The organism is Aliidiomarina quisquiliarum, assembly GCF_023922585.1.
In the GTDB taxonomy this organism is placed as follows: domain Bacteria; phylum Pseudomonadota; class Gammaproteobacteria; order Enterobacterales; family Alteromonadaceae; genus Aliidiomarina; species Aliidiomarina quisquiliarum.
Genome location: NZ_JAMFTN010000021.1, coordinates 247,346 through 273,771, shown reverse-complemented (window position 1 = coordinate 273,771; position 26,426 = coordinate 247,346). Strand labels below are relative to the sequence as shown.

Genomic DNA, 26,426 nt, shown 5'->3' with positions numbered 1-26,426 from the left:
ATGTATTGCCGCGACTTTCGCCATCAAATTGAGCCAAATGAGCAGCAACTAACCGCTAAGCTTGAGCAGGCGCGGGAGCGGTTTTTTACCAACCTAAGTGTGTTGCAGTTGCAACTACCCGAACTGGCGCAGCGGCTACGTGAACTTAAACCAACCACTTATACCTTAGCGATAGATCGTGCTGGTGCGGGCAACTGTATTGATTCGAATAATTTTCGCATGCACTGGCCGCCGCCAGCTTTTATGCGTAGCTACACCCTACCAAGCGAATTAGCCGCCGATGAATTAGCAATAGTTGCCGTTGACTTAGAAGATTCGGCGGCCCGGCTAGTACCTTTTTTAGCCGCCCAAAACGTACCTTATGTGTTACTTTATGTGCCGTCGCTAGAGTTGTTTCATGCCAGCTTACACTTCACCGACTGGCTACCTGTGCTACATAGTAAAACCTTATTTGTGCAGCTGGCGCCACCAACCGAACAACGCCAACTGAAGCAAGACCTAGACACCTTGGCGTCGCATGGTATTCCTACCACCCCTCATTGGGTAATAACAGCACAACCCGAAATATCTAACGCCGAGCACGCTTGGCATTTCGAGCAAAGCCTGTATTACCAGCACGACTGCGACCCTGTGCTACGCTGCCACAGCCATAAATATAAATGGCAACCTGAGTTTCGTTTGCAAAACGCGCTGATTGAAACCGCGCGCCAGCGCCCCATGCGGTTACCGAGCGAGCCCTGGACACTTATTTTATGCGGTACGCAGGCGGCTGTTTACACTGCTGCGGCTCAATTACCCCATTTACAGCGGGTAATTTTAATCGACAGCCAGCCCATTCCTGCGCCCTTACTGGATTTGTTTATTCAACGCTCGATTCAGGTGCATGAATGTATTGGCTCAGTAAAAGCAACCGCCAGCTTGTTTGTGCAGTTGTTAAGCCAGCTGCCGGTAGAAACCCCGTGGTTTTGTCGTCTGTATCAGGCGGGTACCAGCCCCGAGGCACAGCAGCTGCGCCAGCGCCTAGAGCTAGAGCTGCGGTTTCGGGTGCAACCGGCCATGGGCGTTCGCCGTAGCTTGGTAGCAGCGGTGCAGGCCAGCGCAGTGCCACAAAACATGCTAACCCGGCGTACCACTTGGCCGCAGCTGCAAGGCCAAAAACAACCGGTGTTATTGCTAGGTAATGGGCCTTCCCTTAACGCTACTATTACTGCCATTCAACAGGGCCATGCCAAGGGCTATTTGCTGGTTTCTTGTGGCACCACTTTGTTAACCTTGTATCGGCATAACATTACACCCCATGTGCACCTAGAGCTTGAGTTGGCCACCCATATTTTTAGCGACATTGATAGAAGCTACTTGGCCCATATTCATTTTATTGCGCCCTTAGGGTTTCAGCACCAATGGCGCGAACGCTTTGGCTCTCATTCTAGCTTTATTTCAGACAGCTACCCCGTGGACAGCTTGGTACCTGGTTTGCCCGACGACACCATACGGGTAACCGACGGTTTTCCTACCGTATTAAATTTGGGCTTGTCGTTAGCGGGCCGGTTAGGCGCTGAACAGCTGTGGTTAGCGGGGTTTGATTTAGCCTTCTCCAACCTCGACAACCACCATGCTCAGGGCTCCGTGTACGCGCAAATGGAAACCCAACGCTATGTGCTGTCGAGTGGGGAGCTAATTTCGGCAACCGCAATAGATGGGCGAGCGGTATTTACCAAGCGGGAATTTCAACTGGCGGCTTTTCAAGCCCAAGACATTTTGCAGCACTACCCCAATATGACCGCTTACCAGTTATGCAATGGTTTAGACTTAGGCGCCGAGCTGCGAACTAGCCTACCGCCATTGGCCAATGCGGCGGACCAAAGGCAGCCTAAGGTAGCGTTAACCAATACCTGTACGCCAGTGGTGGTGGATTGGCAAAAGCTGCCTCATGCCTGTAAAGCTGCGCCCTATTTAGCCTTGTTTTTACCCGACCAGATGCCCCCACCTACTGCCGAGCAATACCGTAATATATTAAAGCAGCCCTTTATACTGCGCAGTCAAGCGCACCGTAAGCGGGCGCCAGCAGAATTATGGACCGAGCACCTAAAACGGAATTTAGCCGCGTTACTTTTGCGCCTAGAAATAACTTCATTGGCAGAGTTACCTGCCGCTGAAGAATTGTTTATGGCGATGCTGGCGGATTTGGCTCAACATGAGGCAAATATTTTATAACGGTTTGGTCGATTTGTTCCGGATCTGCAAGCCACGAGCCGATGGCTTTTTTAATATATTCGCGCCAAATATCACTACCTTGTTCGAAATAATCGAGGGCTTGTTGTTCATTTTTAGCTAAATATAAAAACCGCACTAGGGCGGCACTAGCAAAATGCGAACTGGCAAACATCAGGTAAAACCACAAGCTGCTGCTGTTTTGGTAGAGTTTTAACATGTACTGCTTTTCTTTTTCCAGCCGTTGCAGCGCTTGTTCAATGCTATGCACGGGCGCTTGGCTGATAGCTAATAAGGCCTCGGCTTCTTGTTGCAGCAAATTATTATCAAACCCTTTTGCCACCACGTTTAACAGGGCTTCAACCCCGTGGCGGGTATACAGCTGTTGTGCCATCCATACTTTAATTTCTTCTCTTTCGAGGGTTGGCTGCGGTGGAATGTCTTTAAACCGCTGTGCTACCGCCCCTTCAATATAAGCGCCGTCGCTGGCATTAGTAACTACAACTTGCTCGTGCTCGCTTAACAGTTGTTCCATAATGCGGCGCGACAGTTGAAACTCGTATTTAGTAAGCACCACCGGGGTGAAGTTACCTTTTACCGGAATACCTTCACCGGCTGATTTACGCGCGTCGTGCCAGCTTTTACCCGTATCGGCCTGATAATAGGCCGAGCCTTTGGAGTGGTGGTGATCAAGGCTTTTAAAGCCTAAGTCGACGCCAAGTAGGTAAATGTTTTTAAAGCCCAAGGCTAAAGTAAGGCTAAGGGCCAAGTTGGTTACCGTGGGGTAACAGTAGTTCAGCGCCATTAGCTGTTGCGTTAGCCCACTACGGTTTAAGTACGCACTAGTGCTGGCTTCACCGTACTTAAACACGCCTAGCTGCTGTTTAAACAAGGCGGCGGTGTCGGGGTGAATAGAGGTAAGCGACAACAAGGTAATGCGCTTTAGCCAAGCAAAGTCTTGTACTTGGGTGATCCAGCTATAGGTGGCGCGGTTTTGTTCCACGTCGCAATGAAAGTCGGGGGTAATGCCCGCTTCATATAGGGCTTTTAGCGCCGTACCGCACGACACGACTAAAAATTCGCTACGGCGTTGTTGTAGTACCTGTATACAGCTATCGAGAGACGGGCCGTTACCCACCACCACAATAGGCAGGTGGGCAAAATGTTCGGCTAAGCGGGCATCGGCCTTTAATAAACGCATGCCTGTGGTTAGGTTACGTTCGATATGGCGGAAGCTATAGCGCACATGATCGAAGTATTCGCCGAGCATTAAATAACTTTCTAAGTCGCGCTTTAACTGCCGAATATGCGGCTGCATGGCAGGTGAATACATGGGCGAATAAAAGAATGCGCTGGCGGCTAAATAACCGCCGCTAGACTGAAACTGCAAGAACATGTCGTCTTGTAGGTGTTTGCCATCGTCGCCAATGTTTAAATACCAGTGCATGCCCGCTTCACGCTGGGCAGGTAAAATGTCATGCCATGGCACGGTAAATAACGACCAGTAGAAAAAGTCGGGGTTGGGCTCGTAAATATACAGCGACTTCATGTGGTACTTATTTACCATGTCGCTTAGTTGATAGCCTAAACCTAAGCCAAACCAAATTAAGCTACTAATAATGTCGGGCACAAAGTGACCGTCACTTTCAAGCTTTTCGGCTAAAGCGCCGAATTTTCTGGCTTGGGTAAAGTGAATATAGTTCCACAGTTTGCCGCCCTTATAGCCGGCCAACATGTCGTTTCTATTTGGTTCGTCGGCGAACAATTGCATAGTTTGTGCGCTGAGTTCGCTAGGTTTGCTGTGATACAAAGCGCCTAAACGGCCTTCATGGTAAAGATTAATTTCACCGGAATTGTCGAAAAAGGCCTGCCACTGCATGGGCTGGTAGTTAACAAATTGCTGATACACTTCGGGAAATTGTTGCGCAAAGGCGGCTAAGTTGAGCTCTTTTAAGGCTAAGGCGGCTGCGCTTTGTTCGCTGGCTTGTTCGCGGGTTATGTCACTTGTTATTAAGCCACTACGGGGCGCTAAATACTGGGTAACGTGGTCCATGGCCTGTAATGTCGAGGTGTTGCTGGCAAAAACCTGAGCATTAAAGTTTGGCTGGACTAGTGCTTCGAACACGGCGTCCATAACCGAGTGGTGATAATGCCGGTACACATAGACATTTTCCGCTTGAAACGCCGATTGTAGCTCTTGTAAGTCTTGGCCTATGTTGACTGCGTTTTGGCCAATTTGCAGAAACAGCTGAATGCCCCGCTCGGCGGCGCTAGAAAGAATAAAGTACCAATTGGCAACTTGCACACTGCCGCGAAAAAAGTCGAGGGTGGGTTCGTAAACAACAATGTTTTTTGGCGTTATAGCGCTCTGTAGCAAAGCTTCTAAGGCATGGCCTAAGCCTAGCCCTAGCATAACAATGGTGTCGGCCTGTGTGGGCACTGGGCTAAGCGGTAACGCTGGCACAAACCCTTTCGACTCGGGCATTTGAAATGCGCGCAGCAGCGGTACTTGCCGTACCGGAGTACCGCTTAGCTTAATATGCGGCGCACTGGCAATAAAGCGCTCTATGTCGGCCTGAGCTTCAGCAATGGGGTTTAACCCATACAGCACCTGGCCAGAGCTTTGACTGGCTAAGTTAAGCTGCCCTTGTTTATTACAAAACAACCCAAAGTCGTCGACTATGTCTTCGGTAAACACCACTGCCAAGTTTGGCATCATGGTTTGAAATGCCGACCGGTTCAGTTGCTTCCGAGTTTCAAGAGCGTGGGCACTTTGGTTTTCAAGTTCGCTTTGTTGTTCCGGGGTGTCGGCTAGGTGGTACTGAATTGCTTTGATCATGAACGTCGCTTTTCCGCTGTGACTAGTATTGATCTCTTGCCTTACGGCCTTGAGCCAGATTTAGAAGAGTTTGCCGTGTTTCAGTACGCTCTTCAATGGCTTGTTTAGTCCAGTCGGCTATTTTTTGCTGCGCGTGTTGCAGGAAAGCGAGGGTTTCGGCATTTGGTGGGGCGCCATTGAGTGATTCAATTAGCTGCACTATTTTTTCTTGGTGGCTGTTCACCCGCTCGGGTAACGTGTCGAGCGGGTTTTCTAGATCAGCAAACAGCGTGTCGATTTCTGCTTCTAGGGCACTAATTTCTTCCATTAAGGCGTTCATTAGGCGCGCGCTGTTTGTCGTTGTGCTTGTAGCCGTAGGCCTTCTTCACGAGCCGACACGGGAATAGCGTCCCAACCTTCTTTAATTTGGCGAATAACAAACATGGTTTGGTCGAGCTTTTCCACGTCGTTGTCGATACTTACGTCGGTAAGCTGGTCCATAATAAAACTATATAAGTCGAACAGGTTATTGGTAACGTCGGCTTTTACGTCCATGTCGAGGGCGCCTTGTAAGGCCGACACAATAGCCACTGACTTAGTTAGGTGCTTGGCTTTTTCCGCGTGATCTTTACGTTCTATGGCCCCTTTGGCGTAAGCCATTTTATCGAGCGCCCCTTGTAATAACATTTGGATTACGCGATACGGATCTGCCATAGCCGCTTGATTGCTCACGCCTACAGAGTTATATGCTTTTAAGCCTTTGTTATACATAGGTTCACCTTATTACTGCTGATTGCCGGTATTTAGTTGTGCGAACAAAATGTTGGCACCGCTTTGAAGATTAGTAATGGTTTTGTCTAAGCCGGCGAAGCGCATACGTTGCGTTTCTTCATACGACTTTAAATATTTCTCGAAGGAGGCGCGCTCTTCTTTAATCATTTTTTGTTGTTGTTCAACCGCTGAGCTGCGCGACTGCAACAAACCGCCTGATTGGCCGTATTGCTCCACTAACGTACTTAAGCGTGAAGCTATACCACTTTCGCCGGCAAACATTTCGCTGACCGAGCTAAAGTTATTTTCTAACGCATCGGCTAAGCGCTCTTTGCCAGTGCCTAAGTCGCCAATGGATTTTTTGTCCCATTCTAGCTTACCGCTTTTGTCGAAGGTTAAACCCAGTTGAAATAGGTTGTTCACATCGCCGCTACCTGAGCGCCCTGACACGATAGAGGAAAAGCTGCCTTGAATAGACCGCACCATGCCGTCGCCAATTAGCGGACCACTGTTGTTTTTACCGTCTTCGCCGGCAGGGCTATATTTGGTGCTGCTGTTAATTTTATCGACCATACCATTGTAGGCTTTAACGAAATCTTCAATGGCTTTTTCTACGCCTTTGGTGTCGTAATCGACACTGGCACGAATAGGGCTATTGGTTTCAGTAAGCCGCTCTACCGTAATGGTTGAGTTTTGAATCACGTTTTCAAAGGTATTGGTGCTGCTATAGGCTTCAATACCGTCGATATTAATACGGGCGTCGGCGGCGCTGTCGGCGGCGCTTATGGTCATTCCCGCAGGTGCCGCACCAGTTGCCACTGTTGACAGCTTGTCGAGCTCTGCATTGTCGTTGGTAATGCTCATTTCACGGGCTGCGCCGGTTTTATTAGAAGTGAACACTAAACGCGTTTCTGGCGATGAGCCACCCGTGTTGATAATACTGGCGGTCACTCCGAAATTGTCGTTCGAGTTATTAACCTGGCGAGCAATGTCTTCAAGAGTGGCGCCGGCCGCAACTTCAATTGCGAAATTATTTTCACCATCGGCGGTGGCAAAGTTTAAATTGCCTGCGGTGCTGCTAACCACTTCTTGTGCATTAGTAAAAGAGCCTGATTGGGCACGACTACCGCGGGCCAATTCAAGCACTTCAATCATATAGTTGCCGCGAGCGGCGGAGCGCGATGACTCCATGGTAAAATATGGATTCTCACCTTCTGGATTGTTAACAGTTGCAGCTCGTGCTTGCATACGTTCCGGATTAGCCAAAGTACTGAGCGGCTCTTTTAGTTCATTGATAGCTGAACGTAACGAGCCCAACGCTGAAATTTGTACTTTAGTTTCACTTTCACGTTTTTCTAGTGCTGCCATACGAGGCGCACGCTCTGCTTGCACTAACTGTCTCACTAAGGAGTCTAAATCAAGCCCTGAGCCAATACCTAGAGACGAAATACCCATGTCTTACCTCACTTGTTTGTTGCTGTTTTATATTTTACTGTCGAGTAAAACGCCAACAGACTGATTTGCCCCTTGCGAGGCTTCCCGCAACCGAATTGCCAATGCCAAGGCTTCTTCACTTGGTATTTGGCGAATAACTTCACCTGAGTCTTTGTCGAGCACCGATATGACGGTTCGGTTTGCGTCTTCATTAATTTCAAAATGCAATTGACGTGCCTGTAATGATATGGCCTGATTAAGTTCATCGACTACGGCGGCGATATCTTTAGGCTCCATCTCCGTGTACAGGCTACTTTTGCTCTCGTCAGCGCTTTTTTCCTTTTGCTTAGAATACTCCTGCGCGACGGCCTTTTCACTACCAACTGAACGTTGCGTTGCTGATTCTTTCAGCACGTTCTTTGAAAGACGCTCCGCTTGAGTCCGTTCAGTATCTACGGGCAGTTTTGCGGTCATTTCAATATTCATTGATTGATCTCCCAACCCTTAACAAGCGAACTTGTTTGCCTTTGCTGCTTGAGCCCCTCCCAGAATCTCAAGCTTCCCCTACATCTCATTGTATCGGCTGCAACAAAATATACTTGAGGAATTATTTCACTGTTTTTAAGTATTACTTAATTTCAATTAAAGTCGAGCTTTTCCCATGAAATTAAAACTTGGCACGAGTTGTGCTTAGTTAATCAGTGTCAGACGTTAAATATGTTTGATAGACAATATTTTGACGACTGTCTGCTGGCTGATTCGAGTGCCCCCCTACAACCTCCTTTCTCGGGTCAGCCAGCTCCTTACCAACTAGCTGTTGCTGTGAATTAACCCAACAACCGTAAAATCATTTCTGGTTGCCGTATAGCTTGTGCCAGCATAGCCAGGCTTGCTTGTTGCAGTATTTGCCAGCGGGCTAGCTCCGCTGCTTCTTTGGCGTAGTCTGTGTCCATTATGCGTGAGCGGGCGCCGGTGAGTTGTTCGCCGGTGATTGACAAAGAGCGAATGCGCGATTGGAATTGGTTTTGCACGACACCTAAGTCTGCCCGCGAACTACCAATAGTAGCAATGGCTTCGTCGAGCTTTTCTAACGCGCTGGCAGCGCCTGCTACTTGTGAAATAGACAAATCGCTTAAGTTTAATGCGGCGGCGTCGAAGCCGTGTTTGGTTAAATCGATATCAATGTTTTGGCCCGCATTGGCACCAACTAAAAAGCCCCCCTTAAAGGTGCCGTCGAGTAGTTTCTTGCCGGCAAACTCGGTGGTTTCTGCAATTCGATTCAGTTCAGTGGTAAGAGCCCCCACTTCTTTTTGTAAAGACTGCCTATCGGCGGTGCTGTTAATACCGTTTTGTGATTGCACCGCTAGTACACGAATACGCTGCAAAATAGTGGTGGTTTCTTGTAAGGCACCTTCGGCCACCTGGGCCACAGAAATGCCGTCGTTGGCGTTGCGTACGCCCTGTTGCAAGCCTTGTATTTGACTGGTTAAGCGCGTACTTATTTGCAGCCCAGCAGCGTCGTCGGCGGCTGAGTTAATACGAAAACCGGTCGACAAGCGTTGCATGCTTGTTTCTAAGCCTAACGTAGCCACGCTTAAGCTGCGCTGCGCCCGCAGTGCTGCCATGTTGGTATTTAAATATAGTGCCATTTGCCCCTGCTCCGCTGTTGCGGACTCAATATAGGTAGAATGCTGTCTACATTCGCCCTATCCCCTACGTCTAAGGTATCGGCAATATCTAGCCAAACTCGAGCATTTTTTTGCCACTTACAGCCAAATAAGCGGCAAGCCATTGCCGCACAAGTGTTTATTTATTAACCAAAAACTAAATGACAGGCATAAAAAAACCAGACCCGAAGGTCTGGTTAAAGGTTCTCTGACGAGAGAGATATTTAAGAGAGATCTTAAATTTACTGCCTATCAGCCGCTTAAGGTGCCCACGAGTTTCCTCCTTCCCTCTTGCGGCTGACTCTTACTTAAGGGTTGCCCCTTAATTCTGCCTAGCTTTCGCTATTAACCTAACAGCGATAATGCTGCTTGTGGACGCTGGTTCGCCTGACCAAGGATTGACGTACTTGCTTGCTGGATGATTTGGTTACGAGTCAATTCAGCTGTTTCTTTAGCAAAGTCAGTGTCCATGATACGTGAACGTGCACCACTGATGTTTTCAGAAATGTTGGTTAAGTTACGTATAGTTGACTGGAAGCGGTTTTGAATCGCACCTAGGTCTGCACGGTTTTCACCAACAGTTTTGATTGCTGCGTCTAGCGTGGCTAATGCACTTGAAGCACCGCCTGCTGTCTCAACTGTTAAAGTGCCTACACCCAAAGTGGCCGAGTCAACGTTAGTAATTGAAATTGAGATGTTTTGGTCTGCGTTCGCACCAACAAGGAATTTTTCACCTGTGAAAGTACCGTCAAGTAAGTTCTTGCCAGCAAACTCAGTTGTTGTAGCAATACGAGTAATTTCAGTTTTCAGTGCTGACACTTCTTTTTGTAGTGCTACGCGGTCGTCTGCACTGTTAATACCGTTTTGTGACTGTACTGCTAACTGACGCATACGCTGTAGCGACGTAGTAATTTCTTGCATCGCACCTTCAGCAACCTGGGCTACTGAAATACCGTCTTGAGCATTACTTACTGCCTGGTTAAGACCCATAATTTGTGAGGTCATACGGTTGGTAATTTGAAGACCGGCCGCATCGTCGGCCGCACTGTTAATGCGGAAACCTGATGACAGACGCTCAAACGATGTGCTCAAAGCATTAGATGAGTTCATGAGTTGGCGCTGGCCATTCAATGAAGAAACGTTCGTATTTACATATAGAGACATAAGTCCCCCTTCTATTTAATCCGGTTCCCGCAATGGGAAGTGCATTTCGGTGTTGTGATCAAGGCATCTTTTACGATGCTCACACTAGTTATCGGAAGGGGGCGGCAAATCTTTAGTAAAAAACGGCAATTATTTGCCGCTTTTTTAAAATGACTTTTAAACCATTGATTTTACGAGTAATAATAACGGCAACTTTTATTGTTTGGTGATCGAATTTGCCACTGCTTCTTCATAATACAGGCGTACACTTAAGTTTTGGTCATTTATAAGACGCTGGTAAACAATACCTGGGAAGGCGAAGGTATAGTCGCCATGCTGCAAAAAAACCGAAGGTGAGGTGGCCTTAGTTTCGTCGTACACCCAGCTGCCACCATATTGAGCACGGTAAATTTCGCCCACATAGGCGCCAAACATATTACACAGGGTAAAGATAATTTTGCTGTCGTGCACATGTTCGCCATACTTGTCGCGCGCGCTTAAAATAAGGTCGTCTATCAGCCCTATGCTTGCCACCGAATGGTCGAGCTGGATTGAAAATTCTTCTGCTGCATAGGCGGCTGCGTCTTGGGCTGTGTCGGCCATGAGCTGCTGTAGGTTGGAGCCGGAAAGTGACATAAGGTGTCCTTATTTAAAACTAAAGTTAAATGAGTTTATGGGGTTATTGCTGCTATGGCAATAAAGCCAGCCAGTAGATACAAAAATGCCGGACCAACTTGGCCCGGCATTTGGTAAAACACTAGCCTGTATTATTAGCCTAACAGTGACAAGGCTGCTTGTGGACGCTGGTTCGCCTGGCCTAAAATGGTTGTGCTGGCCTGCTGAATAATTTGGTTACGAGTTAATTCAGCTGTTTCTTTGGCAAAGTCAGTGTCCATAATACGTGACCGGGCACCACTGATGTTTTCAGAAATGTTGGTTAGGTTACGTATAGTTGACTGGAAGCGGTTTTGAATTGCACCTAAGTCTGCACGCTCTTCACCAACTGTTTTAATTGCCGCGTCTAACGTGGCGAGCGCCGCTGAAGCACCACCTGGGGTTTCAACTGTTAAACCAGTCATACCCAAGGTAGCTCCGTTTACGTTGCCTATTGAGATAGAAATGTTTTGACCGGCGTTTGCTCCAACCAAAAAGTTTTCATTTTGGTAGGTTCCGTCGAGCAAGTTTTTACCAGCAAATTCAGTAGTAGTGGCAATTCGATCAATTTCAGTTTTCAGTGCCGACACTTCTTTTTGCAGTGCTACGCGGTCGTCAACGTCGTTGATACCGTTTTGCGACTGCACGGCTAGCTGACGCATACGCTGTAACGACGTAGTAATTTCTTGCATAGCACCTTCAGCCACCTGGGCTACTGAAATACCGTCTTGGGCGTTACTTACCGCTTGGTTTAGACCCATAATTTGTGAGGTCATACGGTTAGTAATTTGAAGGCCAGCGGCATCGTCGGCCGCGCTATTAATGCGGAAGCCTGATGACAAACGTTCAAACGAAGTGTTTAAAGCATTTGATGAGTTCATGAGTTGGCGCTGGCCATTCAATGAGGAAATGTTTGTGTTTACATATAAGCTCATAATTGAGTCTCCAAATAGTTTTCGTCAGAGTGAAGGCTCTAGCCGGCCTTTTAATCAGTCTGTGTACCTTTCAATTAATGTATCGGTATGGGAACTATTTCCTTTAGTTTTTTTATAAGATAAACACCAAAAACATGCCTTTTAATGTGCTTTCATGCTCAAACTATAAAAAAGGCCCTTTCGGGCCTTTTATACTTTAAAGCGACTGTTAATTACCTGATAAAGTCGAACAAGCTAAGCCGGGTAATACGGGTAAAGGTGGCTTGCGCTGCTTGTAGTGAAATGTCTTGCTTGGTTAATTCGGTCATGGCTTCAGAGTAATCCACATCAGAAATTTTAGAGCGGGTTTCACGGTTTGATATTTCCAAGTCTAAATTGTTCTTGTAGGCATTATCGAGCACGTTTAAGCGACCACCGGTTTGAGCACGAACCGACGATAACCGCTCTTGTGACCGATCGAGGTTGTCGAGGGCGTTGCCTAGTTGGGCGCTAAACATTTCACCCGACAAACCACCTTTTTCCAGTGTTTCAATAAAGCTGTCTAAGGTGGTTAGTACGTTTTGAGTGGGTTCGCTTAAACGTACGGCAACACTTTCGCCTGCGGCGAAGTTGCCTCTAAAGTTAATTTCTAAACCATTAAATTGGAATGCTTCGCCCGTAGTATAGGGTATTGGGCCTGCTACTAATGGGTCGCCAGGGCTATTAATACGGTGCACATTAATATGAGTGCCGTCGAAGTCAAAGCGTAATTCGTTTAAGTTCGGCGCTTGGGTTTTATTATATTGACTGCTATGGAAAGCGTCGAAGGCGGCGCGATCGGTTACTCGGGCGTCGAGATCAGAAACCCCGCCGCTGCTATTGGCAAATGTAACTGTGCGATTGGCTGCTACATTTTGAAACGCAGAACTACCTGGTTCAACGCTGGTTACTCTTAAAGAAGGTGATAGCTGCACTTGGTTACGGCCATCGTCGCCATGGTAATTATAAGCGCCGGTTACTGGGTCTTTCGAAAATGGTTTGGTACGCTTTTGAAAGCCAGAAAATAAATAGTCGCCATTTTCGTCTTGCGAATTCATGAGGTTTTGGGTTTCGTCGCGAATGCCTCGTAACTCGGCGGCAATGGCTCGACGATCTTGGTCGTCGTACACGCCATTACCCGACTGGATCATTAATACTCGGGCACGATCTAAGCCGGTGGTCATACTGGAATACACTGATTCAGTACGTTGCAGACGGTTTTTTAATAAGTCTGAGTTACGCTGAAACTGCTCGTTCTGACTTATTTTGTCGTCTAAGCCTAATACTTGTGCTTTACCTGCTGGGTCGTCGGCTGGCGTTAATATTTTAGTTTCACTGGCAATTTGGTTGTGCACATTCAGTAGTTTTCGCTGCGCGTCGAGCACCGAGTTTAAACCACGTTCATAAATTTGACTGGTTGGAATACGCATTAGCTACCCCTTATCGTGTTGCATTCAGCAGCGTGTCAAATATTTGCTGCGCCACACTAATGATACGTGCGGCGGCGTTGTACGCCTGTTCATATTGAATTAAGTTTGCCGCTTCTTCGTCGAGGCTAACGCCCGATACAGAATCGAAGAACTGCTTCGACTGTTTTAGCATAGCGTCGGCTACTTTATCGGCGGTACGGGCTTGTGACACTTTGTTACCCACATCAGACGACAAGCGACCATAGCCTTCACTGAGGGTCATGGTGTTGGCTTCCGAAGCCACTTCCGTATTACGGCGTAGCACTTGTTGCCGCTGCAGTTCGGCCATAGCAAGGCCATTACTATTGTCGTTAATGGCGCCGCTATTGAATCCAATGGTAAACACGTCGCCCACTGCTGGCCGACCCGACAGGCTGACTTCGTAGTCGTTCGGGCTAATTGCCGGTACTTGGCTAAAAATGTTTTTCATGTCGGCGGTGTTATGGGCGATAACCGTGCCGTCGTTTAAAGTAATTTCAAGATTATGCTGCCCGCCAGTAAAACCTTGATAAGTAATTTGTACCGGCGCCGAAGCACTTAAGGCATGACCGGTAAAATAGTTACCTGTGCCACTCACACCTTCTAAACTAAGGGTGCCCTGACCTTGGTTATTACCATTGTCGCTCGCCCGCACCGGTGAAGCTAAGGCTAAGTCTTCTGGCCGCTTCATGGCTAACTGTATATTGTCGGCGGCATTTTTAGTTGGTTTCAGGGTAAAGCGGTCGCCGGCCACATAGGTTCCGCCCACAAAGTCGAGCTGTAGTCCATATTCTTCGCCGCCGCCATTTGGCGGTGTAATGTCATAAACAGGATAACTGTTTACGTCGCCAATGACGTTACCGCCCGAGTCGAGGGGCATTATTTTGTAACTATTAGCAGAGACAATTTCAATTTCAAAATTATTCGCCACCATGCGGCTTAATTCACCTGGCATTAAATTCGCTTCAATGCGTTGGTTACTACCTTGGTTGGTTACCGCTGGCTGGCCTGTAACCATAGAGCCATTAAAGGTAAAAATAGGCTGGCCAAGTTCATTGTCTAAGTCTAAACCTTGGGCTTGCTGTTTATTTAAACTGTCGGCAAATGTTAATGCCAGCTGTCCTAGTTTCATTTGTGAAGGTTCAAGCACTTCCGCCCGATAGGCTAATAAGCCACCAATGCGGCCGCCTATCGTATGTTCGTCGATACCTTGACTAATTTTTTTACCACCAGATTCAACCATGGCCACCAGTTCTGGGCGGTCTGGATCGGGGTTGCCTTTTAGCGCCATTAGGTTGTAACTGCCGTCTTCGAGTACTAAGGCCTGTCCGCTCGACAAGTTCACCCGTAAGCGTCCATTTGGGTCTTCGATGGTTGATATGTCGACCAACTGAGCAAGTTCGCGAATTTTTTCATCGCGCTCGTTTAACAAGGTATGACGTTCACCGCTAGTGGCATTGGCCGGAATAAAGCTTAGCTGGGCATTAATGTCGCTGATGCTGCGAATAATACTATTCGACGAGTCGACGGTTAGTTCTAGCTGCTCGTTAAACATGCGCCCTTGGTTGTTCATAAAGCTATTCATATCGCGCATTTGCGCCAGCGTTGAACCAGCTTGGCCTAGCACAAGTTCACGCTGGGTAACCGAAGCAGGATCGTCGTTCAAGTCTTGCAGGCTGTTAAAAAACTTTGAAATAGCACTATTAATATTGGTGTCGCTATTGCCCAACATGGTGTCTATTTTTGCTGCTTCGGTTAGAAACGCATTGGCATAGCCATGGCGCGAGGTGTCGGTCCAAAACTGGCGCTGGGTGAACTTGTCCAGCATACGTTCAACTTCTACGCGCGATATACCTGGCCCATAGGGTGCTTCGGAATATACTGGGCGTTCACGCACATAACCTGGGGTATTAATATTACCAATGTTATTACCCGTTACTTGTAGCGAGCGCTGATGCCCTTGGGCCGCTTGGCTGCCGACGCGGATTAAATCAAATGACATAAACTGTCCTCACCTAAAAGCCAAACTGTTGACGAATTACCTGCATGGCGTCGCTATTCATAATGCGTTTAATTTTATTGGCATATTCTGGATCTGTTGCATAACCGGCTTGCTGTAATTGTTCAGCAAACTGCGCCCCGTCGCGGCCTAGTTCTAACGCCTGCTGATAACGCGGATTATTTTGTAAGAAGCTCACATAGTCGTGGAAACTTTCTTCCACAGAAGCATAGGCTCTGAATTGCGCTTGTTCTGGCTTGGCCTCGCCCTGTTCAAATTCAAGGGTGGTGGTGGCTGCGCTTGGTCCTGCCCAGCGCTGGTCGGCCTTAATATTAAACACGTTATTGCTCGATTCACCGGCACTATTAGGCACCACATGTTGCCCCCAACCGGTTTCTAACGCCGCTTGTGCCAGTACAGGCACTGGCGAAATATTAGCAGCGGCAGCGGCACGTTGTGCATAAGGAGCTAAACGCTCTAAGAACTCCGTTGGATTAGCCGCCTTCCAATCACTACCTTCGGCCGCTAATTTCAAGGCTGGAATTCGGTTTATTGCCTCGGGCAATGGCTGTATGCTCATTGACGGTGCCGTGTTGTCATTGCCACGGTTTACGCGAATACCACGCTGGGCCATGCTGGTTTCTAAATTTGCTACCGGCAATAAGCTGGCAGGAGTAAAGTTACTCGAGCCAGCTGGGCTAAGCTGCTGCACAATTAAGTCGGCCAAACCTAGGCTACCATTTTTGGCTAAATCAGAGCTTAACTGCTGATCGTGCATGTCTTCATAAAACTTGGTGTATTGAGTATTCAGCGGGTTGTCGGAACCAAACACTTCGTTGGCTTTGCGCATGCTCGATAGCAATTGGCTCATAAAAATAGACTCGAAATGCTCGGCCGCTTTGCGTAGCGCTTGTTGTTCTTCGCCTTTGCCTTGCAATCCCTGCCGACGCAATGTGTCGAGCGACTGCAAGTCATGCACATAGCTTGACTGCGCCTGCTGTAACATTTGTTGTCCGTAGTTATTGTCCATGTTTAGGTTCCTTAGTTTGCTGCTATCTAAGCCAGCGCAAGGGTTAAATAATAACCAGCTCGCCGTCGATGGCGCCCGCATGCTTTAGCGCTTCTAGTACTGCAATAATGTCGCCCGGTGCCGCCCCAATTTGGTTAATGGCATTTATTAAGTCGTTAATAGACACGCCTGGGTCGAAATGAAACATACGTGCTTCTTCTTGCCGCACCTGAATGGCCGAGTCGGGTGTAATTGCTGTTTCACCACCAGCAAAAGGGTTCGGTTGCGACACATTAATATTTTCTGAAATAGTAACCTGCAAATTACCATGGGCCACAGCAGCCGGGTGCAAGCGTACGTTTTGCCCTACAACTATCGTGCCAGTTCTGCTGTTAATAATAATACGAGCAGCGGCCTGACCTTGTTCAATGCTAATATTTTCTAGCGTAGACAAATAACTAACCCGTTGGCCTGGATCTCGTGGGGCAATTACTCGCACCGACACGGCGTCTACTGGCATGGCCGAATTGGGGCCTATTAATTTATTAATGGCTTCAGCCATGTGGCGTGCGGTGGTAAAGTCGGGCCGATTTAATAAAAAGGTAATAAACTCGCTGTGAGCAAAGCCGGTGTCTACTTCGCGCTCAACCATGGCGCCATTAGGAATTCGGCCCACCGTTGGCGTGTTCACAACAATACTTGAACCGTCGAGCCCTTGTGCTCCAAGTCCGCCCACCACTAAGCTGCCTTGGGCTACCGCATATATTTCTCCGTCGGCACCACGCAAGTAGGTTTGCATGAGGGTGCCACCCACTAAGCTTTTAGCGTCGCCGACGGAACTTACGGTAATGTCAATTTGTTGACCTGGTTTGGCAAAGGCGGGTAATTCCGCATGTACAGCAACCGCCGCCACGTTATTTATTTGTGGGCGCTGGTTTTCTGGCAAGTTAATACCAAAATTACCTAACATGGTGCGGAAAGTTTGGTCGGTGAAGGGGGTGCGCTCTCCGGTGCCGGGTAGGCCCACCACTAAACCATAACCAATCAATTGGTTAGAACGAATACCTGCTACGGTGGCCACATCTTTAATGCGCTGTGCCTGGGCAACGGGCATAAGAAGTCCACTAATAAGCATTAAGCCGCACATAAACCATGCTGAACATTGGCGTGCTGCTGTTCGTTTAAAGTTGGTGTGCATGGTCATTGTATTTACTCCACGTGCAATAGGTTGCTTATAAAGGCCACAAGGGGCCATTAAAGAAGCGTGTTAACCAGCCTTGCCGCTGGGTGTCGGCTAAACTACCCGTACCAGAATATTCAATACGGGCATTCGCCACTCGATTCGATAACACCGTGTTGTCGGACGCTACGTCTTGGGGCCTTATCATGCCGGTTAAACGCACATATTCTTGGCCATTGTTTAAGGTGAGCCATTTTTCGCCGCGCACTATTAAACTACCGTTGGGTAGTACTCGGATAACCGTTACGCTAATGTCGCCACTTAAACGGTTACTTTGATTAGCCGACGCGTCGCCCTGAAACTCGGTGCTGCCTTCTAGGTTGGCTGACAACGAATAGCCACGGAAGCTTAGGTCTTTACCTAGTACCGTTGGCGTGGGTAAGTTCACACTGGTACCTCGCGAGGTACCGGTTTTGGCACTTTTCGAGGCGGAAGTGCTTTCCTGTAAACGCACAGTAATAATGTCGCCTAGGTCGCGGGCTTTAATGTCGGAATATAAATTGTTTTTTTCGCCATTAAATAACGACCCATTAGGTACTGCGGCAGGTAAACTTGCTTCCGGAACGGCCGGTGCATAGAAAGGGTCGTCGGGCACTGGTAACGGCTGCGGCTGTGCCGCGCAAGCGCTAAGTACCAGCGCTGTAGCAACAGTGAGTGCTAACTTAATGGTTTGCATAACTGCTACCCCGCGTTAAAGTTGTTGAATGGCAAAGCCAATCATTTGGTCAACAGAGGAAATAACTTTCGAGTTCATTTCATAGACCCGCTGCGACTCAATGAGATTGACCAGTTCTTCGGTAACGTTCACGTTCGACGTTTCTAGCGCCCCTTGCCGCACACTGCCCATGCCATCGACACCAGGCACGCCTTGTAATGGCGCACCGCTCGAGGCAGTTTCTTTAAATAAGTTTTCTCCCACGGGCTCTAACCCGGCTGGGTTAATAAAGGCGGCTAAGTTAATTTGCCCCACCACTTGGTTACCCGCTTGGCCTGGCATAGTGACCGACACTTCACCGTCTTGGCTTACCGTAACTGACAGCGCGTCGTTCGGAATATTAATTGCCGGCTGCAGTGGATAGCCTGCTCCTGGGGTAACAATTTGGCCATCGCGATCAAGGGTAAACTGGCCATTTCGGGTGTAAGATACAGAGCCGTCTGGCATCAGTATTTCAAAGAAACCTTTACCACTGACCATTAAGTCAAGAGAGTTTTCCGTGGTAATTAAGTTACCTTGGGAAAAGTTTTTCTGCGTGGCCACCACACGTGTACCGGCACCCAGCATTAACCCTGATGGTAATTCAGTGTCTTGTGTCGACTGACCACCCGGTTGATTAATATTTTGGTACAGCAGGTCTTCAAAAATAGCCCGGCTTTTTTTGAAGCCAATGGTGCTGGCGTTAGCCAAGTTGTTCGACGTTACTGCAATGTCACGCTGCTGCGCGTCAAGTCCGGTTTTACTAATCCATAGGGCGGGATGCATAAGTCACCTCAATCCACATTTAGCTGGCTAGCCAGCATTAAACAATACGTAAGAGCTGTTCTGAGCGCTGATCGTTTTCTTGCGCTGTTTTCATCATCTTGACGTTAATTTCGTAATTACGCTGTAACGAAATCATTTGTGTCATTTCTTCCACAGGGTTCACGTTACTGCCTTCTAAAGCACCTTGTTCGATACGAACCAAGCCGTTAACTGGCGCCAAGGAACCGTCTTTCATACGAAATAAACCGTCTTCAAGGCGATTCATTTCTCGATTCACCGGGTTAACCAATTTAATGCGATCAACCGTTTCTACAATATTTTCTGGAGCCCCTTCAGGTCGTACCGAAATAGTGCCGTCGGCGCCTATTAGCATGTTGGTAATAGGTACCGGTACAAATATGGGCCCATTGTCACCTAACACCGGTTGGCCACTGCTGGTTTGCAGCATGCCGTTGGTGTCCATTTGTAAATTACCGTTACGGGTATAAGCTTCATTGCCGTCGGCGTCGGCCACTGCAACCCAACCTGCTCCGCGAATAGCAATATCAAGATCACGGCCAGTGGTGCGTAATGCCCCGTCGGCATAGTTTTGCCCTGGGCTTTCGGTTAATGCGAACACCCGGGTAGGCAAACCTTCGTTATACGCCTGCATAGAACGGGCGTGTTGTAAGTCGGCCTTAAACCCTGTGGTATTGGTATTCGCTAAGTTATTTGCTCGCAACGCCATTGCGTTCATGCTTTCTTTGGCGCCGCTCATAGCGATATAAAGTAAATTGTCCACGTTGTGCTCCTCGACAGAATTTTGTCACTGCATGGTCACTACATATACAAATGCAGGTTTCGTGCCAAAGCCTTAAAAGCGGGTGAAATAACATCAGGAAGGGAACTGCAGAAAAAAAAGCGCGACCGAAGCCGCGCAATATTGCTATACCGCAATGAAACTTTAACGAACCTGTAGAATGGTTTGTTGCAGGGTTGAGTTCACTTCAAGGGCACGTGAGTTCGCCTGGAAGTTCTTTTGCGCAATAATCATGTCTACCAGCTCTTGGGTTAGATTCACGTTCGAGTTTTCTAGCGCCGACGATTCAATAGCACCGTATACACCACTGTTGGCTTCACCGGCAATAGCGTCGCCCGACTCAATGGTTTTTCGCCACATGCTACTACCAACTTGCTGTAGGCCTTGTTCGTTGGCAAAGCTAACTAATGCCACACGGCCTAAAAACTGGGTGTCGCCATTTGAGTAAGAGGCCGCCACCAAACCAGACGAGTCGACTTCGACACTGGTTAAACGACCAACCGTGGTACCGTCTTGGTTTAGGTTGGTTACTTCGAAGTTAGACGCGTATTGCGTTGGTACGTTGGTGCCCGCTTCGTTTTGGAAATTCAACTGAATGTTTTGCGTTACGTCGGCACCGTTGCCTAATAAGGCGGCTGACAAATCAAAGTCGACCGGTGGGAACGACAAGTTAGGTGGCACCACTGCGGGGTTACCACTGGCGTCGAAAGTAACCCGCGTACCGGTAAAACCGGCCACACTGGTGGCACTTGGGGTGCCGGTGTTAAGGTTTACTTCTTGACCGTCAAAGGTGGTGTACATGTCCCATTCGTTGGCTTCGCGCTTAACAAAGTACAAGTTTACAATGTGCGATTCACCTAAGGAGTCATACACGGTGGTTGAAGTAGAAGAATGATAAGTAGAGGGTGACGCAGGATCGAAATTCGAAGCCCCTGGTGCCGCTTCTATTATAGGAGTTACACGAGCGTCAACGTTAAAGGCTGTGTACACATTACTGGTTTGGCTTGGTGCCCCAGCTACGTCGGGTATGCGTACGGGCTGCATGGTACTTAAAGCCACCGACGACGTGGTACCTGAGCGGCGATCAACCGGGAATGCTTGTAAATAGTTGCCTTCGTTGTCAACAATAAAGTTTTCTCGATTTAGCTTAAAGTTACCCGCTCGGGTGTACGATAAGTCTTGTGAACTTATCGACGGTGCTGTGGTAAAGAAGCCATTACCTTTAATGGCCATGTCGAGGGCATTTTCAGTAAAGCTAAGCGTACCTTGTGAAAACTGCTGTGCCACCATAGATGTAAGGGCACCGTCGCCAGTTTTGGTGCGGTTGTTTGAGAAAATAGACGACGCATACACATCGGCAAATTCTGCGCGCGATTGTTTAAAGCCTGTGGTTTTTACGTTGGCTATGTTGTTAGCTGTTACGTCTAGGTCTTTCTGCGACGTGGACAAACCGCTTAGTGCAATATTAAAGGACATAAGTCACCTCTTATTTTTAAAACGTTTCGGGGCTTAACCGCCGCCGCTAGTAATTTGAATAACGTCTTTCAAGTCAACTCGACCGATAGACTCTAAATTTAGAATAACGCCACGCTGACCACCCATACTGACGCTTTCTACAAAACCATAGGTTAATGCTGGCAAACCTTCCGTTTGGCTACCCATACGACCCGTTGATTCCACTATATAGTCGCCCTGCGGTGCTTTTGAACCGTCGGCTAGGGTGCCGTCCCAACTGAAGTTATGCTGCCCCTGTGGCAAGGTGCCCATATCAATGGTGTGCACCGTTTCACCTGCGGCGTTTTTAATGCGTACCTGCACGTTGTCGCCGGTTTGGGGTAACGACACAATGCCGTCGACCGGTCGAGTGCCGTTGAAATAGGACACATCAGATGGAATCAGTACTTTTTGCCCAACTAACGATGACGCCTGTAAGGCTTGGTTCGATGTCATACTGTCGGCAAACATTTTGAAGTCTTTCGACAGATCGCTAATACCTTCGGCCATAGTAAAGTTGGTCATTTGCGCGATCATTTGATCGTTGTCCATTGGCTTGGTTGGGTCTTGCATACTCATTTGTTGAGTAAGCAAGCGGAAGAAGTCTTCCTGACCTAACTTGCCATTATTGGGATCTTTGGGGACTGTTCTTTCGTCCCCCCAATAAAGAGCATCGAGAGCTGAATTTGATACATTTTCCATCGGAAATTCTCCGCTTAATTATTAAGACTGCTGTCCCATACGTAAGGTCCGACTTAATAACTGTTTACTGGTGTCGGCCAACTGCACGTTGGTTTGATAGGAGCGCGAGGCAGACATCATGTTTGCCATCTCTTCCATTACATTCACATTTGGTTTGTAGATGTAGCCATTGTCGTCGGCCATAGGGTGGTTCGGTGAATACTCCATCACTAATGGTTTGTCGCTTTCAACAATGCCAAGTACTTCTACCCCCACGCCGTTGCTATTGCGCATGCTTAATTTTCCTGGCCCACTTTGCAGTGCTGCGTCGAGTTGGGGGGCAAAAATAGGATGACGAGCACGATAGGTTTCGCCCGACGAACTACTTACCGAGTTCGCATTAGCTAAATTACTCGCTGTGGTATTTAACCGTACGTTTTGCGCACTCATTGCGCTACCGGCTATGTCCATTACTGTGTATAAGCTCATAATTATTGTCCTTTCAGTGCTTTGTTCATGCCTGAAATACGGCTGTTTAAAAAGGTTAACGTGGCCTGGTATTCCATTGCATTTCTTAGATACAAGTTTCGTTCCACATCAACATCAACTGAGTTGCGGTCGCCAGTATCTGCTTGATTTACTGAGCGATATTGCTCGCCACCGGTGTTACGTAAGGTTACCCCAAAGTGTTCCTTGTGCGAGCGGTTAAGGGAGAAGTCTTGCCGCTTTTGGGCACCTTCGAGGGCAGCACGAAAATCGAGATCACGCGCTTTGTAGCCGGGCGTGTCGGCATTAGCGATATTACTTGCCAATATTTCGGCGCGGCGTTCACGGGCTAATAACGCGTGAGGATGAATGCCTAAGCCATTATCAATACCGATAGACGACATAATTTTGTCTCCTGTGATTACTTAACAGGAACAAAGCAATATGTATGCCAACATTCTAACGCGGTGATGGGAAGGGGTAAAAAAAACAGCACACCAAGAAGGAGGTGTGCCTAGAATAGAAAAGCGGCAGTTTTTGCCGCTAGGTTTTCCGTTGGTATAGAATTCCGGGGTTACAACGAATCATTTCGTAGTCGTCGCTGATGCCAGAAATAGATTCCGACGCCCCTAGTAACAAATAACCATTCGGGTGAATGGTACTGCGCATTTGGCTGAGTATTTTTTTCTTACTTTCAGTAGAAAAATAAATAAGCACGTTACGACAAAATACAATGTCGAACTTACCTAATAAGGTGTAGCTGTCGAGTAAGTTTAAATGGCGAAAGCTAACAAATTGACGTACTTCGCTTTTAACCCGCATGACTTTGTTGCCGTCGACCGGTTCAAAAAACTGTTTCTGCCGCTCTGGGCTTAAGCCTCGGCCTAAGGCTAGGCCGTCGTATTCAGCAAGGCGCGCTTGTTCCAGCACTTTATTAGAAATGTCGGTACCAACCACTTCTATACCATGAGGCATAGCGCCTGGGTTGGCGGCGCGCCATTCTAAAAAGCTCATGGCTATGGAATAACATTCTTGCCCCGACGAGGCCGCCGCAGACCAAATTCGTAACGGTCGCTTAAGGTTTCTAAATTCAGGGAAGAGTTTTTTCTTTAACATTTCAAACGGATACACGTCGCGAAACCAAAGGGTTTCATTCGTTGTCATGGCGTCGAGTACCGCCGAACGCACTGCCCGTTCACTAACTTGCATGGAACGCTTCACCAACTCAGACAGGGTATCGATATTGAACTGATTCATCAAAGGAGCCAGCCGGCTCTTGACCAAATAGAGTTTACTGTCGCCTAGCACTATGCCGCTTTGGTGCTCCAGAAACTGCCGAAATTGATCATACTCTGCATTGTCTAATTCGCGATTTGTCACGTACTGCAATCCAACCTTAATTTGTTTGTTCGTCAACCGATGGGACTGCAACGTCAGCACCGAGCCATTTTCGTACTGCACCCGCTAATTCGTCGGGGTGAAACTTAGCAATAAAATCATCGGCGCCAACCTTCTTGATCATGGCTTGGTTGAACACACCACTTAAGGACGTATGCAACACTATTTTCATATTCTTCAAGTTTGGATCAGCCTTAACTTCAGCCGTTAAAGTATAACCGTCCATTTCGGGCATCTCTATGTCTGACACCATTAATGGTACAACTTGGCTAATATCGCCACCTATTTCTTTGGCCTTGGCCTTTAGCCAGTTAAGCGCTTCGCGACCGTCTTTGGTGGTTACTAATGGTATGTTTAACGGCTCTAACGCACGTTTAATTTGGTTTCGGGCCACGCCCGAGTCGTCGGCGATAAGGAGAATGCAGTCTGACCAGTCGCGCCCACCGACAGCCCCGTGTAGGTCTTCACTTACGGTGGTATTAGCAGGCGATATTTCCTCAAGAATTTTTTCTACGTCGATAATTTCCACTAGTTCGTCGTCAATTTGCGTAACAGCAGTTAAGTAACTGGTACGCCCTGCCCCTTTTGGCGGCGGCATAACATGTTCCCAGTTTATGTTGACAATACGTTCGACACCGTCGACTAAGAAGCCTTGCACACTGCGGTTGTATTCCGTAATAAGAATAAAGCGCTCGGCTAAATTTTGAATAGCGCGACCACCGGTGGCTAAGCTTAAATCGATTACAGATATGGCTTGACCTCGAATATAAGCAACTCCACGAATATATTTATTGCTATATGGCATTGGCGTTAGTTTAGGGCACTGTAATACTTCACGTACTTTAAATACGTTAATGCCGAAGCGCTGCCGCCCGTGCAGGCGAAACAATAACAACTCCAGTCGGTTATGCCCAACCAACTGCGTGCGCTGATTCACTGAATCTAATATTCCGGCCATATCTGCTCCATATTCTGCTTGGCTGCCTTACTTTTTTCATTACCTGTAGTAATTACGGCACAAGCCTTGCATCGCTTTAGTTTGTACCTATTTTACGGCTTTAATGACAAAAACTTGACGGTTAAATTTAAGTATAACGACTTTTCATAAAAAGCTCACGATTAAGCGTTATTAGGCGAGCAAATTCTTGCCATTAACCCTTTCGAGCTTCGAGGTAAGTGATGAAATACGCCATAATATTACTCAGTATAGTTGCTGTTTTTTCTGCTCCTGCTTACAGCGTAACCTATACGCACGCAGAACTTGCTGTGCAGGCGGAACAGTTTTTACAACAGCAACTAACCCATTTAGATGGCAACACCAATACCAAAGCCCATACGCTCGACTCGCGTATGCCCGAGCGCAGTTGCCTTAGCCCCCTCGACATTACGCTGGCCGGTAACCATATTCCTGATCGCCAAGCCACAGTACAAGTGGAATGTTTAGACCCTAACAATACCTGGCGCCTATTTATACCAGTGCGTATTCAACAGGTGCAAACCGTTGTGGTAGCCGCCCATAATTTATCGGCGGGCCAAGTTATTAGCGCCAGCGACCTGCAAGTAACGGAAGTAGACGTACAGCAAGTTCGCGATTCGGTGTTTACTAACCCAGAGCAGCTGATTGGCGCTAAAATTAAACGGCGGGTTGGCAGCCAACAGCCGATACAAGCTCGCCACACTTGCTTTGTCTGTCGTGGCGAGAGTGTTACCATAGTTTCTGTACTGGGTAATTTGCACCTTCAAGCTACCGGCTTGGCGCGCAGCGATGGTTTATTAGGCGAGCGCATAGTGGTTAAAAACAAGAGTAGCAACAAAGACATACAAGGTGTAGTTACGGCAATGGGCGAAGTAACCATTGGCTATTGATGACCACTTGTTGATAATATGTACAACTAAGCTGAAAAAGATTAAAGTAAATTTTCCGACGGCCGATACATGGGCTGTAGAGGAAATACTGTAGGGGCAATACAATGGCTATCGATAAATTAAATTCTAATATTAACCAAGCTTTAAACACCACTAGTGCGCGTACGGAACAACAAAACCGCGCTAGCCAGGCTAATGTTGCTAGCACCACCACGGCACCGCGCCAAGATGCGGTTTCGTTAACTCAGCAAGCGCAACAATTAACCCAACTGCAACGCCGTGCAGAACAAGATACGGGCGTTGACAAGGAAAAGGTTGAACGCATTAAGCAAGCAATTGCTGATGGCTCCTATGCGATAAACCCAGAACGCTTAGCAGCCAAAATAGCTCACTTTGAAAGTGATATGTTTGGCGAGCAAGTAGAGCGTCGTTAATTGTGAGCGAACAAACGCTGCTGCAACTGCTTGACCAACAACTTGAGCGGTTGCAAGGCTTGTACGACTTACAAACCCTTGAGCTTGAAGTTCTTGAACAGCGCAACGCCCCAGCGTTGGAAGAGCTTACCGAGCGCAAGGGCTTGTTGCTTTCCGGCTTAGAACAAACCGACCAGCAAATTGCCAAGCACCCCGAGGCAGCGCAGTTACGCTCGCCCAAACCACCTGCCGAGCTACAAGAAAAATACCTAGCCATACAAAATCTATTACAGCTGGTGCAAGAGCAAAACTCGGTCAACGGCCAGGTAGTACGCTTAACCTTGGGCCGTATTCAAACCTTAAAACAAAACCTGCAAAGCATGCATGGCGACTCGGCCATGACCTATAACGAAAAAGGCCACACCCGTAGTGGCCTTTCCAGTAAAGGTATTAAAGCCTAGG

26 protein-coding genes are annotated in these 26,426 nt (G+C 47.8%); 4 read left to right on the top strand and 22 right to left on the bottom strand.

Annotation, left to right across the window (positions count from 1 at the left end; genetic code table 11):
• A complete protein-coding gene (locus M1L23_RS09250; RefSeq protein ID WP_252627054.1) occupies positions 1-2,214 on the top strand; it encodes a 6-hydroxymethylpterin diphosphokinase MptE-like protein in 2,214 nt (737 codons plus the stop codon).
• On the opposite strand, the gene M1L23_RS09245 is transcribed toward M1L23_RS09250, so the two are convergent.
• The 22 genes from M1L23_RS09245 to M1L23_RS09140 form a co-directional block, all read right to left on the bottom strand.
• Positions 2,165-5,050: a 6-hydroxymethylpterin diphosphokinase MptE-like protein gene (locus M1L23_RS09245; protein ID WP_252627053.1), complete on the bottom strand. Its 2,886-nt coding sequence runs from the start codon at positions 5,048-5,050 to the stop codon at positions 2,165-2,167. The two genes, M1L23_RS09250 and M1L23_RS09245, sit on opposite strands and share 50 nt — an antisense overlap.
• A 22-nt stretch (positions 5,051-5,072) precedes the next feature.
• Positions 5,073-5,357: a hypothetical protein gene (locus M1L23_RS09240; protein ID WP_252627052.1), complete on the bottom strand. Its 285-nt coding sequence runs from the start codon at positions 5,355-5,357 to the stop codon at positions 5,073-5,075.
• 11 nt (positions 5,358-5,368) lie between these two features.
• On the bottom strand, positions 5,369-5,800 hold the full coding sequence (gene fliS / locus M1L23_RS09235; RefSeq protein WP_252627051.1) for a flagellar export chaperone FliS: 432 nt from the start codon (positions 5,798-5,800) through the stop codon (positions 5,369-5,371).
• A gap of 12 nt (positions 5,801-5,812) precedes the next feature.
• Complete coding sequence (gene fliD, locus M1L23_RS09230; protein ID WP_252627050.1) at positions 5,813-7,255, bottom strand: flagellar filament capping protein FliD; 1,443 nt, start codon at positions 7,253-7,255, stop codon at positions 5,813-5,815.
• Between the two features lie 27 nt (positions 7,256-7,282).
• Positions 7,283-7,720 (bottom strand): flagellar protein FlaG, encoded by a 438-nt coding sequence (locus M1L23_RS09225; RefSeq protein WP_252627048.1) that lies wholly within the window; start codon positions 7,718-7,720, stop codon positions 7,283-7,285.
• 341 nt (positions 7,721-8,061) lie between these two features.
• Positions 8,062-8,883: a flagellin N-terminal helical domain-containing protein gene (locus tag M1L23_RS09220; protein ID WP_252627047.1), complete on the bottom strand. Its 822-nt coding sequence runs from the start codon at positions 8,881-8,883 to the stop codon at positions 8,062-8,064.
• Between the two features lie 363 nt (positions 8,884-9,246).
• The gene (locus M1L23_RS09215; RefSeq protein ID WP_252627046.1) at positions 9,247-10,065 is read right to left on the bottom strand and encodes a flagellin N-terminal helical domain-containing protein; all 819 of its coding nucleotides are present in this window, start codon (positions 10,063-10,065) and stop codon (positions 9,247-9,249) included.
• Between the two features lie 195 nt (positions 10,066-10,260).
• Positions 10,261-10,680, bottom strand: coding sequence for a hypothetical protein (locus M1L23_RS09210; protein ID WP_252627045.1), 420 nt, complete (start codon positions 10,678-10,680; stop codon positions 10,261-10,263).
• A 134-nt stretch (positions 10,681-10,814) separates the two neighbouring features.
• Positions 10,815-11,633, bottom strand: a complete 819-nt coding sequence (locus tag M1L23_RS09205) for a flagellin N-terminal helical domain-containing protein (RefSeq protein ID WP_252627044.1) — start codon at positions 11,631-11,633, stop codon at positions 10,815-10,817.
• A 212-nt stretch (positions 11,634-11,845) separates the two neighbouring features.
• Positions 11,846-13,081, bottom strand: coding sequence for a flagellar hook-associated protein FlgL (gene flgL, locus M1L23_RS09200; RefSeq protein ID WP_252627042.1), 1,236 nt, complete (start codon positions 13,079-13,081; stop codon positions 11,846-11,848).
• Positions 13,082-13,091: 10 nt separating this feature from the next.
• The gene (flgK, locus tag M1L23_RS09195; RefSeq protein WP_252627040.1) at positions 13,092-15,101 is read right to left on the bottom strand and encodes a flagellar hook-associated protein FlgK; all 2,010 of its coding nucleotides are present in this window, start codon (positions 15,099-15,101) and stop codon (positions 13,092-13,094) included.
• A gap of 13 nt (positions 15,102-15,114) precedes the next feature.
• Complete coding sequence (flgJ, locus tag M1L23_RS09190; protein WP_252627038.1) at positions 15,115-16,128, bottom strand: flagellar assembly peptidoglycan hydrolase FlgJ; 1,014 nt, start codon at positions 16,126-16,128, stop codon at positions 15,115-15,117.
• A gap of 43 nt (positions 16,129-16,171) precedes the next feature.
• Positions 16,172-17,254: a flagellar basal body P-ring protein FlgI gene (locus tag M1L23_RS09185; RefSeq protein ID WP_252627128.1), complete on the bottom strand. Its 1,083-nt coding sequence runs from the start codon at positions 17,252-17,254 to the stop codon at positions 16,172-16,174.
• 85 nt (positions 17,255-17,339) lie between these two features.
• Positions 17,340-18,014, bottom strand: coding sequence for a flagellar basal body L-ring protein FlgH (flgH, locus tag M1L23_RS09180; RefSeq protein WP_420840637.1), 675 nt, complete (start codon positions 18,012-18,014; stop codon positions 17,340-17,342).
• A gap of 24 nt (positions 18,015-18,038) precedes the next feature.
• Entirely contained in the window at positions 18,039-18,827 is a 789-nt protein-coding gene (gene flgG, locus M1L23_RS09175) for a flagellar basal-body rod protein FlgG (RefSeq protein WP_252627036.1), read from the bottom strand.
• Positions 18,828-18,864: 37 nt separating this feature from the next.
• Positions 18,865-19,608 carry a flagellar basal-body rod protein FlgF gene (gene flgF / locus M1L23_RS09170; protein WP_252627035.1) on the bottom strand — a complete coding sequence of 248 codons (744 nt, stop codon included), beginning with the start codon at positions 19,606-19,608 and terminating at the stop codon, positions 18,865-18,867.
• Positions 19,609-19,770: 162 nt separating this feature from the next.
• The gene (gene flgE / locus M1L23_RS09165) at positions 19,771-21,102 is read right to left on the bottom strand and encodes a flagellar hook protein FlgE (RefSeq protein WP_252627032.1); all 1,332 of its coding nucleotides are present in this window, start codon (positions 21,100-21,102) and stop codon (positions 19,771-19,773) included.
• A gap of 33 nt (positions 21,103-21,135) precedes the next feature.
• Positions 21,136-21,822, bottom strand: a complete 687-nt coding sequence (locus M1L23_RS09160; RefSeq protein ID WP_252627031.1) for a flagellar hook assembly protein FlgD — start codon at positions 21,820-21,822, stop codon at positions 21,136-21,138.
• Between the two features lie 21 nt (positions 21,823-21,843).
• Positions 21,844-22,290, bottom strand: a complete 447-nt coding sequence (gene flgC, locus M1L23_RS09155) for a flagellar basal body rod protein FlgC (protein ID WP_252627030.1) — start codon at positions 22,288-22,290, stop codon at positions 21,844-21,846.
• A 2-nt stretch (positions 22,291-22,292) separates the two neighbouring features.
• A complete protein-coding gene (flgB, locus tag M1L23_RS09150) occupies positions 22,293-22,691 on the bottom strand; it encodes a flagellar basal body rod protein FlgB (protein WP_252627029.1) in 399 nt (132 codons plus the stop codon).
• Between the two features lie 139 nt (positions 22,692-22,830).
• Positions 22,831-23,667, bottom strand: a complete 837-nt coding sequence (locus M1L23_RS09145) for a CheR family methyltransferase (protein ID WP_252627028.1) — start codon at positions 23,665-23,667, stop codon at positions 22,831-22,833.
• 16 nt (positions 23,668-23,683) lie between these two features.
• Positions 23,684-24,643: a chemotaxis protein CheV gene (locus M1L23_RS09140; protein ID WP_252627027.1), complete on the bottom strand. Its 960-nt coding sequence runs from the start codon at positions 24,641-24,643 to the stop codon at positions 23,684-23,686.
• A 221-nt stretch (positions 24,644-24,864) separates the two neighbouring features.
• Between M1L23_RS09140 and flgA the strand changes: the two genes are divergently transcribed.
• The 3 genes from flgA to flgN all read left to right on the top strand — a co-directional run bounded on the left by flgA (position 24,865) and on the right by flgN (position 26,425).
• Positions 24,865-25,551 (top strand): flagellar basal body P-ring formation chaperone FlgA, encoded by a 687-nt coding sequence (flgA, locus tag M1L23_RS09135; RefSeq protein WP_252627026.1) that lies wholly within the window; start codon positions 24,865-24,867, stop codon positions 25,549-25,551.
• A 104-nt stretch (positions 25,552-25,655) separates the two neighbouring features.
• Positions 25,656-25,985, top strand: coding sequence for a flagellar biosynthesis anti-sigma factor FlgM (gene flgM / locus M1L23_RS09130; RefSeq protein WP_252627023.1), 330 nt, complete (start codon positions 25,656-25,658; stop codon positions 25,983-25,985).
• 2 nt (positions 25,986-25,987) lie between these two features.
• Positions 25,988-26,425 (top strand): flagellar export chaperone FlgN, encoded by a 438-nt coding sequence (gene flgN, locus M1L23_RS09125; protein WP_252627021.1) that lies wholly within the window; start codon positions 25,988-25,990, stop codon positions 26,423-26,425.
• The last annotated feature ends 1 nt before the right edge of the window (position 26,426 follow it).

What these genes read in the sequence shown, in the direction of transcription:
- M1L23_RS09250 (WP_252627054.1), top strand. Translation starts at nt 1, where the DNA reads ATGTATTGCCGCGACTTTCGCCATCAAATTGAGCCAAATGAGCAGCAA.
- M1L23_RS09245 (WP_252627053.1), bottom strand. Translation starts at nt 5,050, where the DNA reads ATGATCAAAGCAATTCAGTACCACCTAGCCGACACCCCGGAACAACAA.
- M1L23_RS09240 (WP_252627052.1), bottom strand. Translation starts at nt 5,357, where the DNA reads ATGGAAGAAATTAGTGCCCTAGAAGCAGAAATCGACACGCTGTTTGCT.
- fliS (WP_252627051.1), bottom strand. Translation starts at nt 5,800, where the DNA reads ATGTATAACAAAGGCTTAAAAGCATATAACTCTGTAGGCGTGAGCAAT.
- fliD (WP_252627050.1), bottom strand. Translation starts at nt 7,255, where the DNA reads ATGGGTATTTCGTCTCTAGGTATTGGCTCAGGGCTTGATTTAGACTCC.
- M1L23_RS09225 (WP_252627048.1), bottom strand. Translation starts at nt 7,720, where the DNA reads ATGAATATTGAAATGACCGCAAAACTGCCCGTAGATACTGAACGGACT.
- M1L23_RS09220 (WP_252627047.1), bottom strand. Translation starts at nt 8,883, where the DNA reads ATGGCACTATATTTAAATACCAACATGGCAGCACTGCGGGCGCAGCGC.
- M1L23_RS09215 (WP_252627046.1), bottom strand. Translation starts at nt 10,065, where the DNA reads ATGTCTCTATATGTAAATACGAACGTTTCTTCATTGAATGGCCAGCGC.
- M1L23_RS09210 (WP_252627045.1), bottom strand. Translation starts at nt 10,680, where the DNA reads ATGTCACTTTCCGGCTCCAACCTACAGCAGCTCATGGCCGACACAGCC.
- M1L23_RS09205 (WP_252627044.1), bottom strand. Translation starts at nt 11,633, where the DNA reads ATGAGCTTATATGTAAACACAAACATTTCCTCATTGAATGGCCAGCGC.
- flgL (WP_252627042.1), bottom strand. Translation starts at nt 13,081, where the DNA reads ATGCGTATTCCAACCAGTCAAATTTATGAACGTGGTTTAAACTCGGTG.
- flgK (WP_252627040.1), bottom strand. Translation starts at nt 15,101, where the DNA reads ATGTCATTTGATTTAATCCGCGTCGGCAGCCAAGCGGCCCAAGGGCAT.
- flgJ (WP_252627038.1), bottom strand. Translation starts at nt 16,128, where the DNA reads ATGGACAATAACTACGGACAACAAATGTTACAGCAGGCGCAGTCAAGC.
- M1L23_RS09185 (WP_252627128.1), bottom strand. Translation starts at nt 17,254, where the DNA reads ATGTGCGGCTTAATGCTTATTAGTGGACTTCTTATGCCCGTTGCCCAG.
- flgG (WP_252627036.1), bottom strand. Translation starts at nt 18,827, where the DNA reads ATGCATCCCGCCCTATGGATTAGTAAAACCGGACTTGACGCGCAGCAG.
- flgE (WP_252627032.1), bottom strand. Translation starts at nt 21,102, where the DNA reads ATGTCCTTTAATATTGCACTAAGCGGTTTGTCCACGTCGCAGAAAGAC.
- M1L23_RS09160 (WP_252627031.1), bottom strand. Translation starts at nt 21,822, where the DNA reads ATGGAAAATGTATCAAATTCAGCTCTCGATGCTCTTTATTGGGGGGAC.
- flgC (WP_252627030.1), bottom strand. Translation starts at nt 22,290, where the DNA reads ATGAGCTTATACACAGTAATGGACATAGCCGGTAGCGCAATGAGTGCG.
- flgB (WP_252627029.1), bottom strand. Translation starts at nt 22,691, where the DNA reads ATGTCGTCTATCGGTATTGATAATGGCTTAGGCATTCATCCTCACGCG.
- M1L23_RS09140 (WP_252627027.1), bottom strand. Translation starts at nt 24,643, where the DNA reads ATGGCCGGAATATTAGATTCAGTGAATCAGCGCACGCAGTTGGTTGGG.
- flgA (WP_252627026.1), top strand. Translation starts at nt 24,865, where the DNA reads ATGAAATACGCCATAATATTACTCAGTATAGTTGCTGTTTTTTCTGCT.
- flgM (WP_252627023.1), top strand. Translation starts at nt 25,656, where the DNA reads ATGGCTATCGATAAATTAAATTCTAATATTAACCAAGCTTTAAACACC.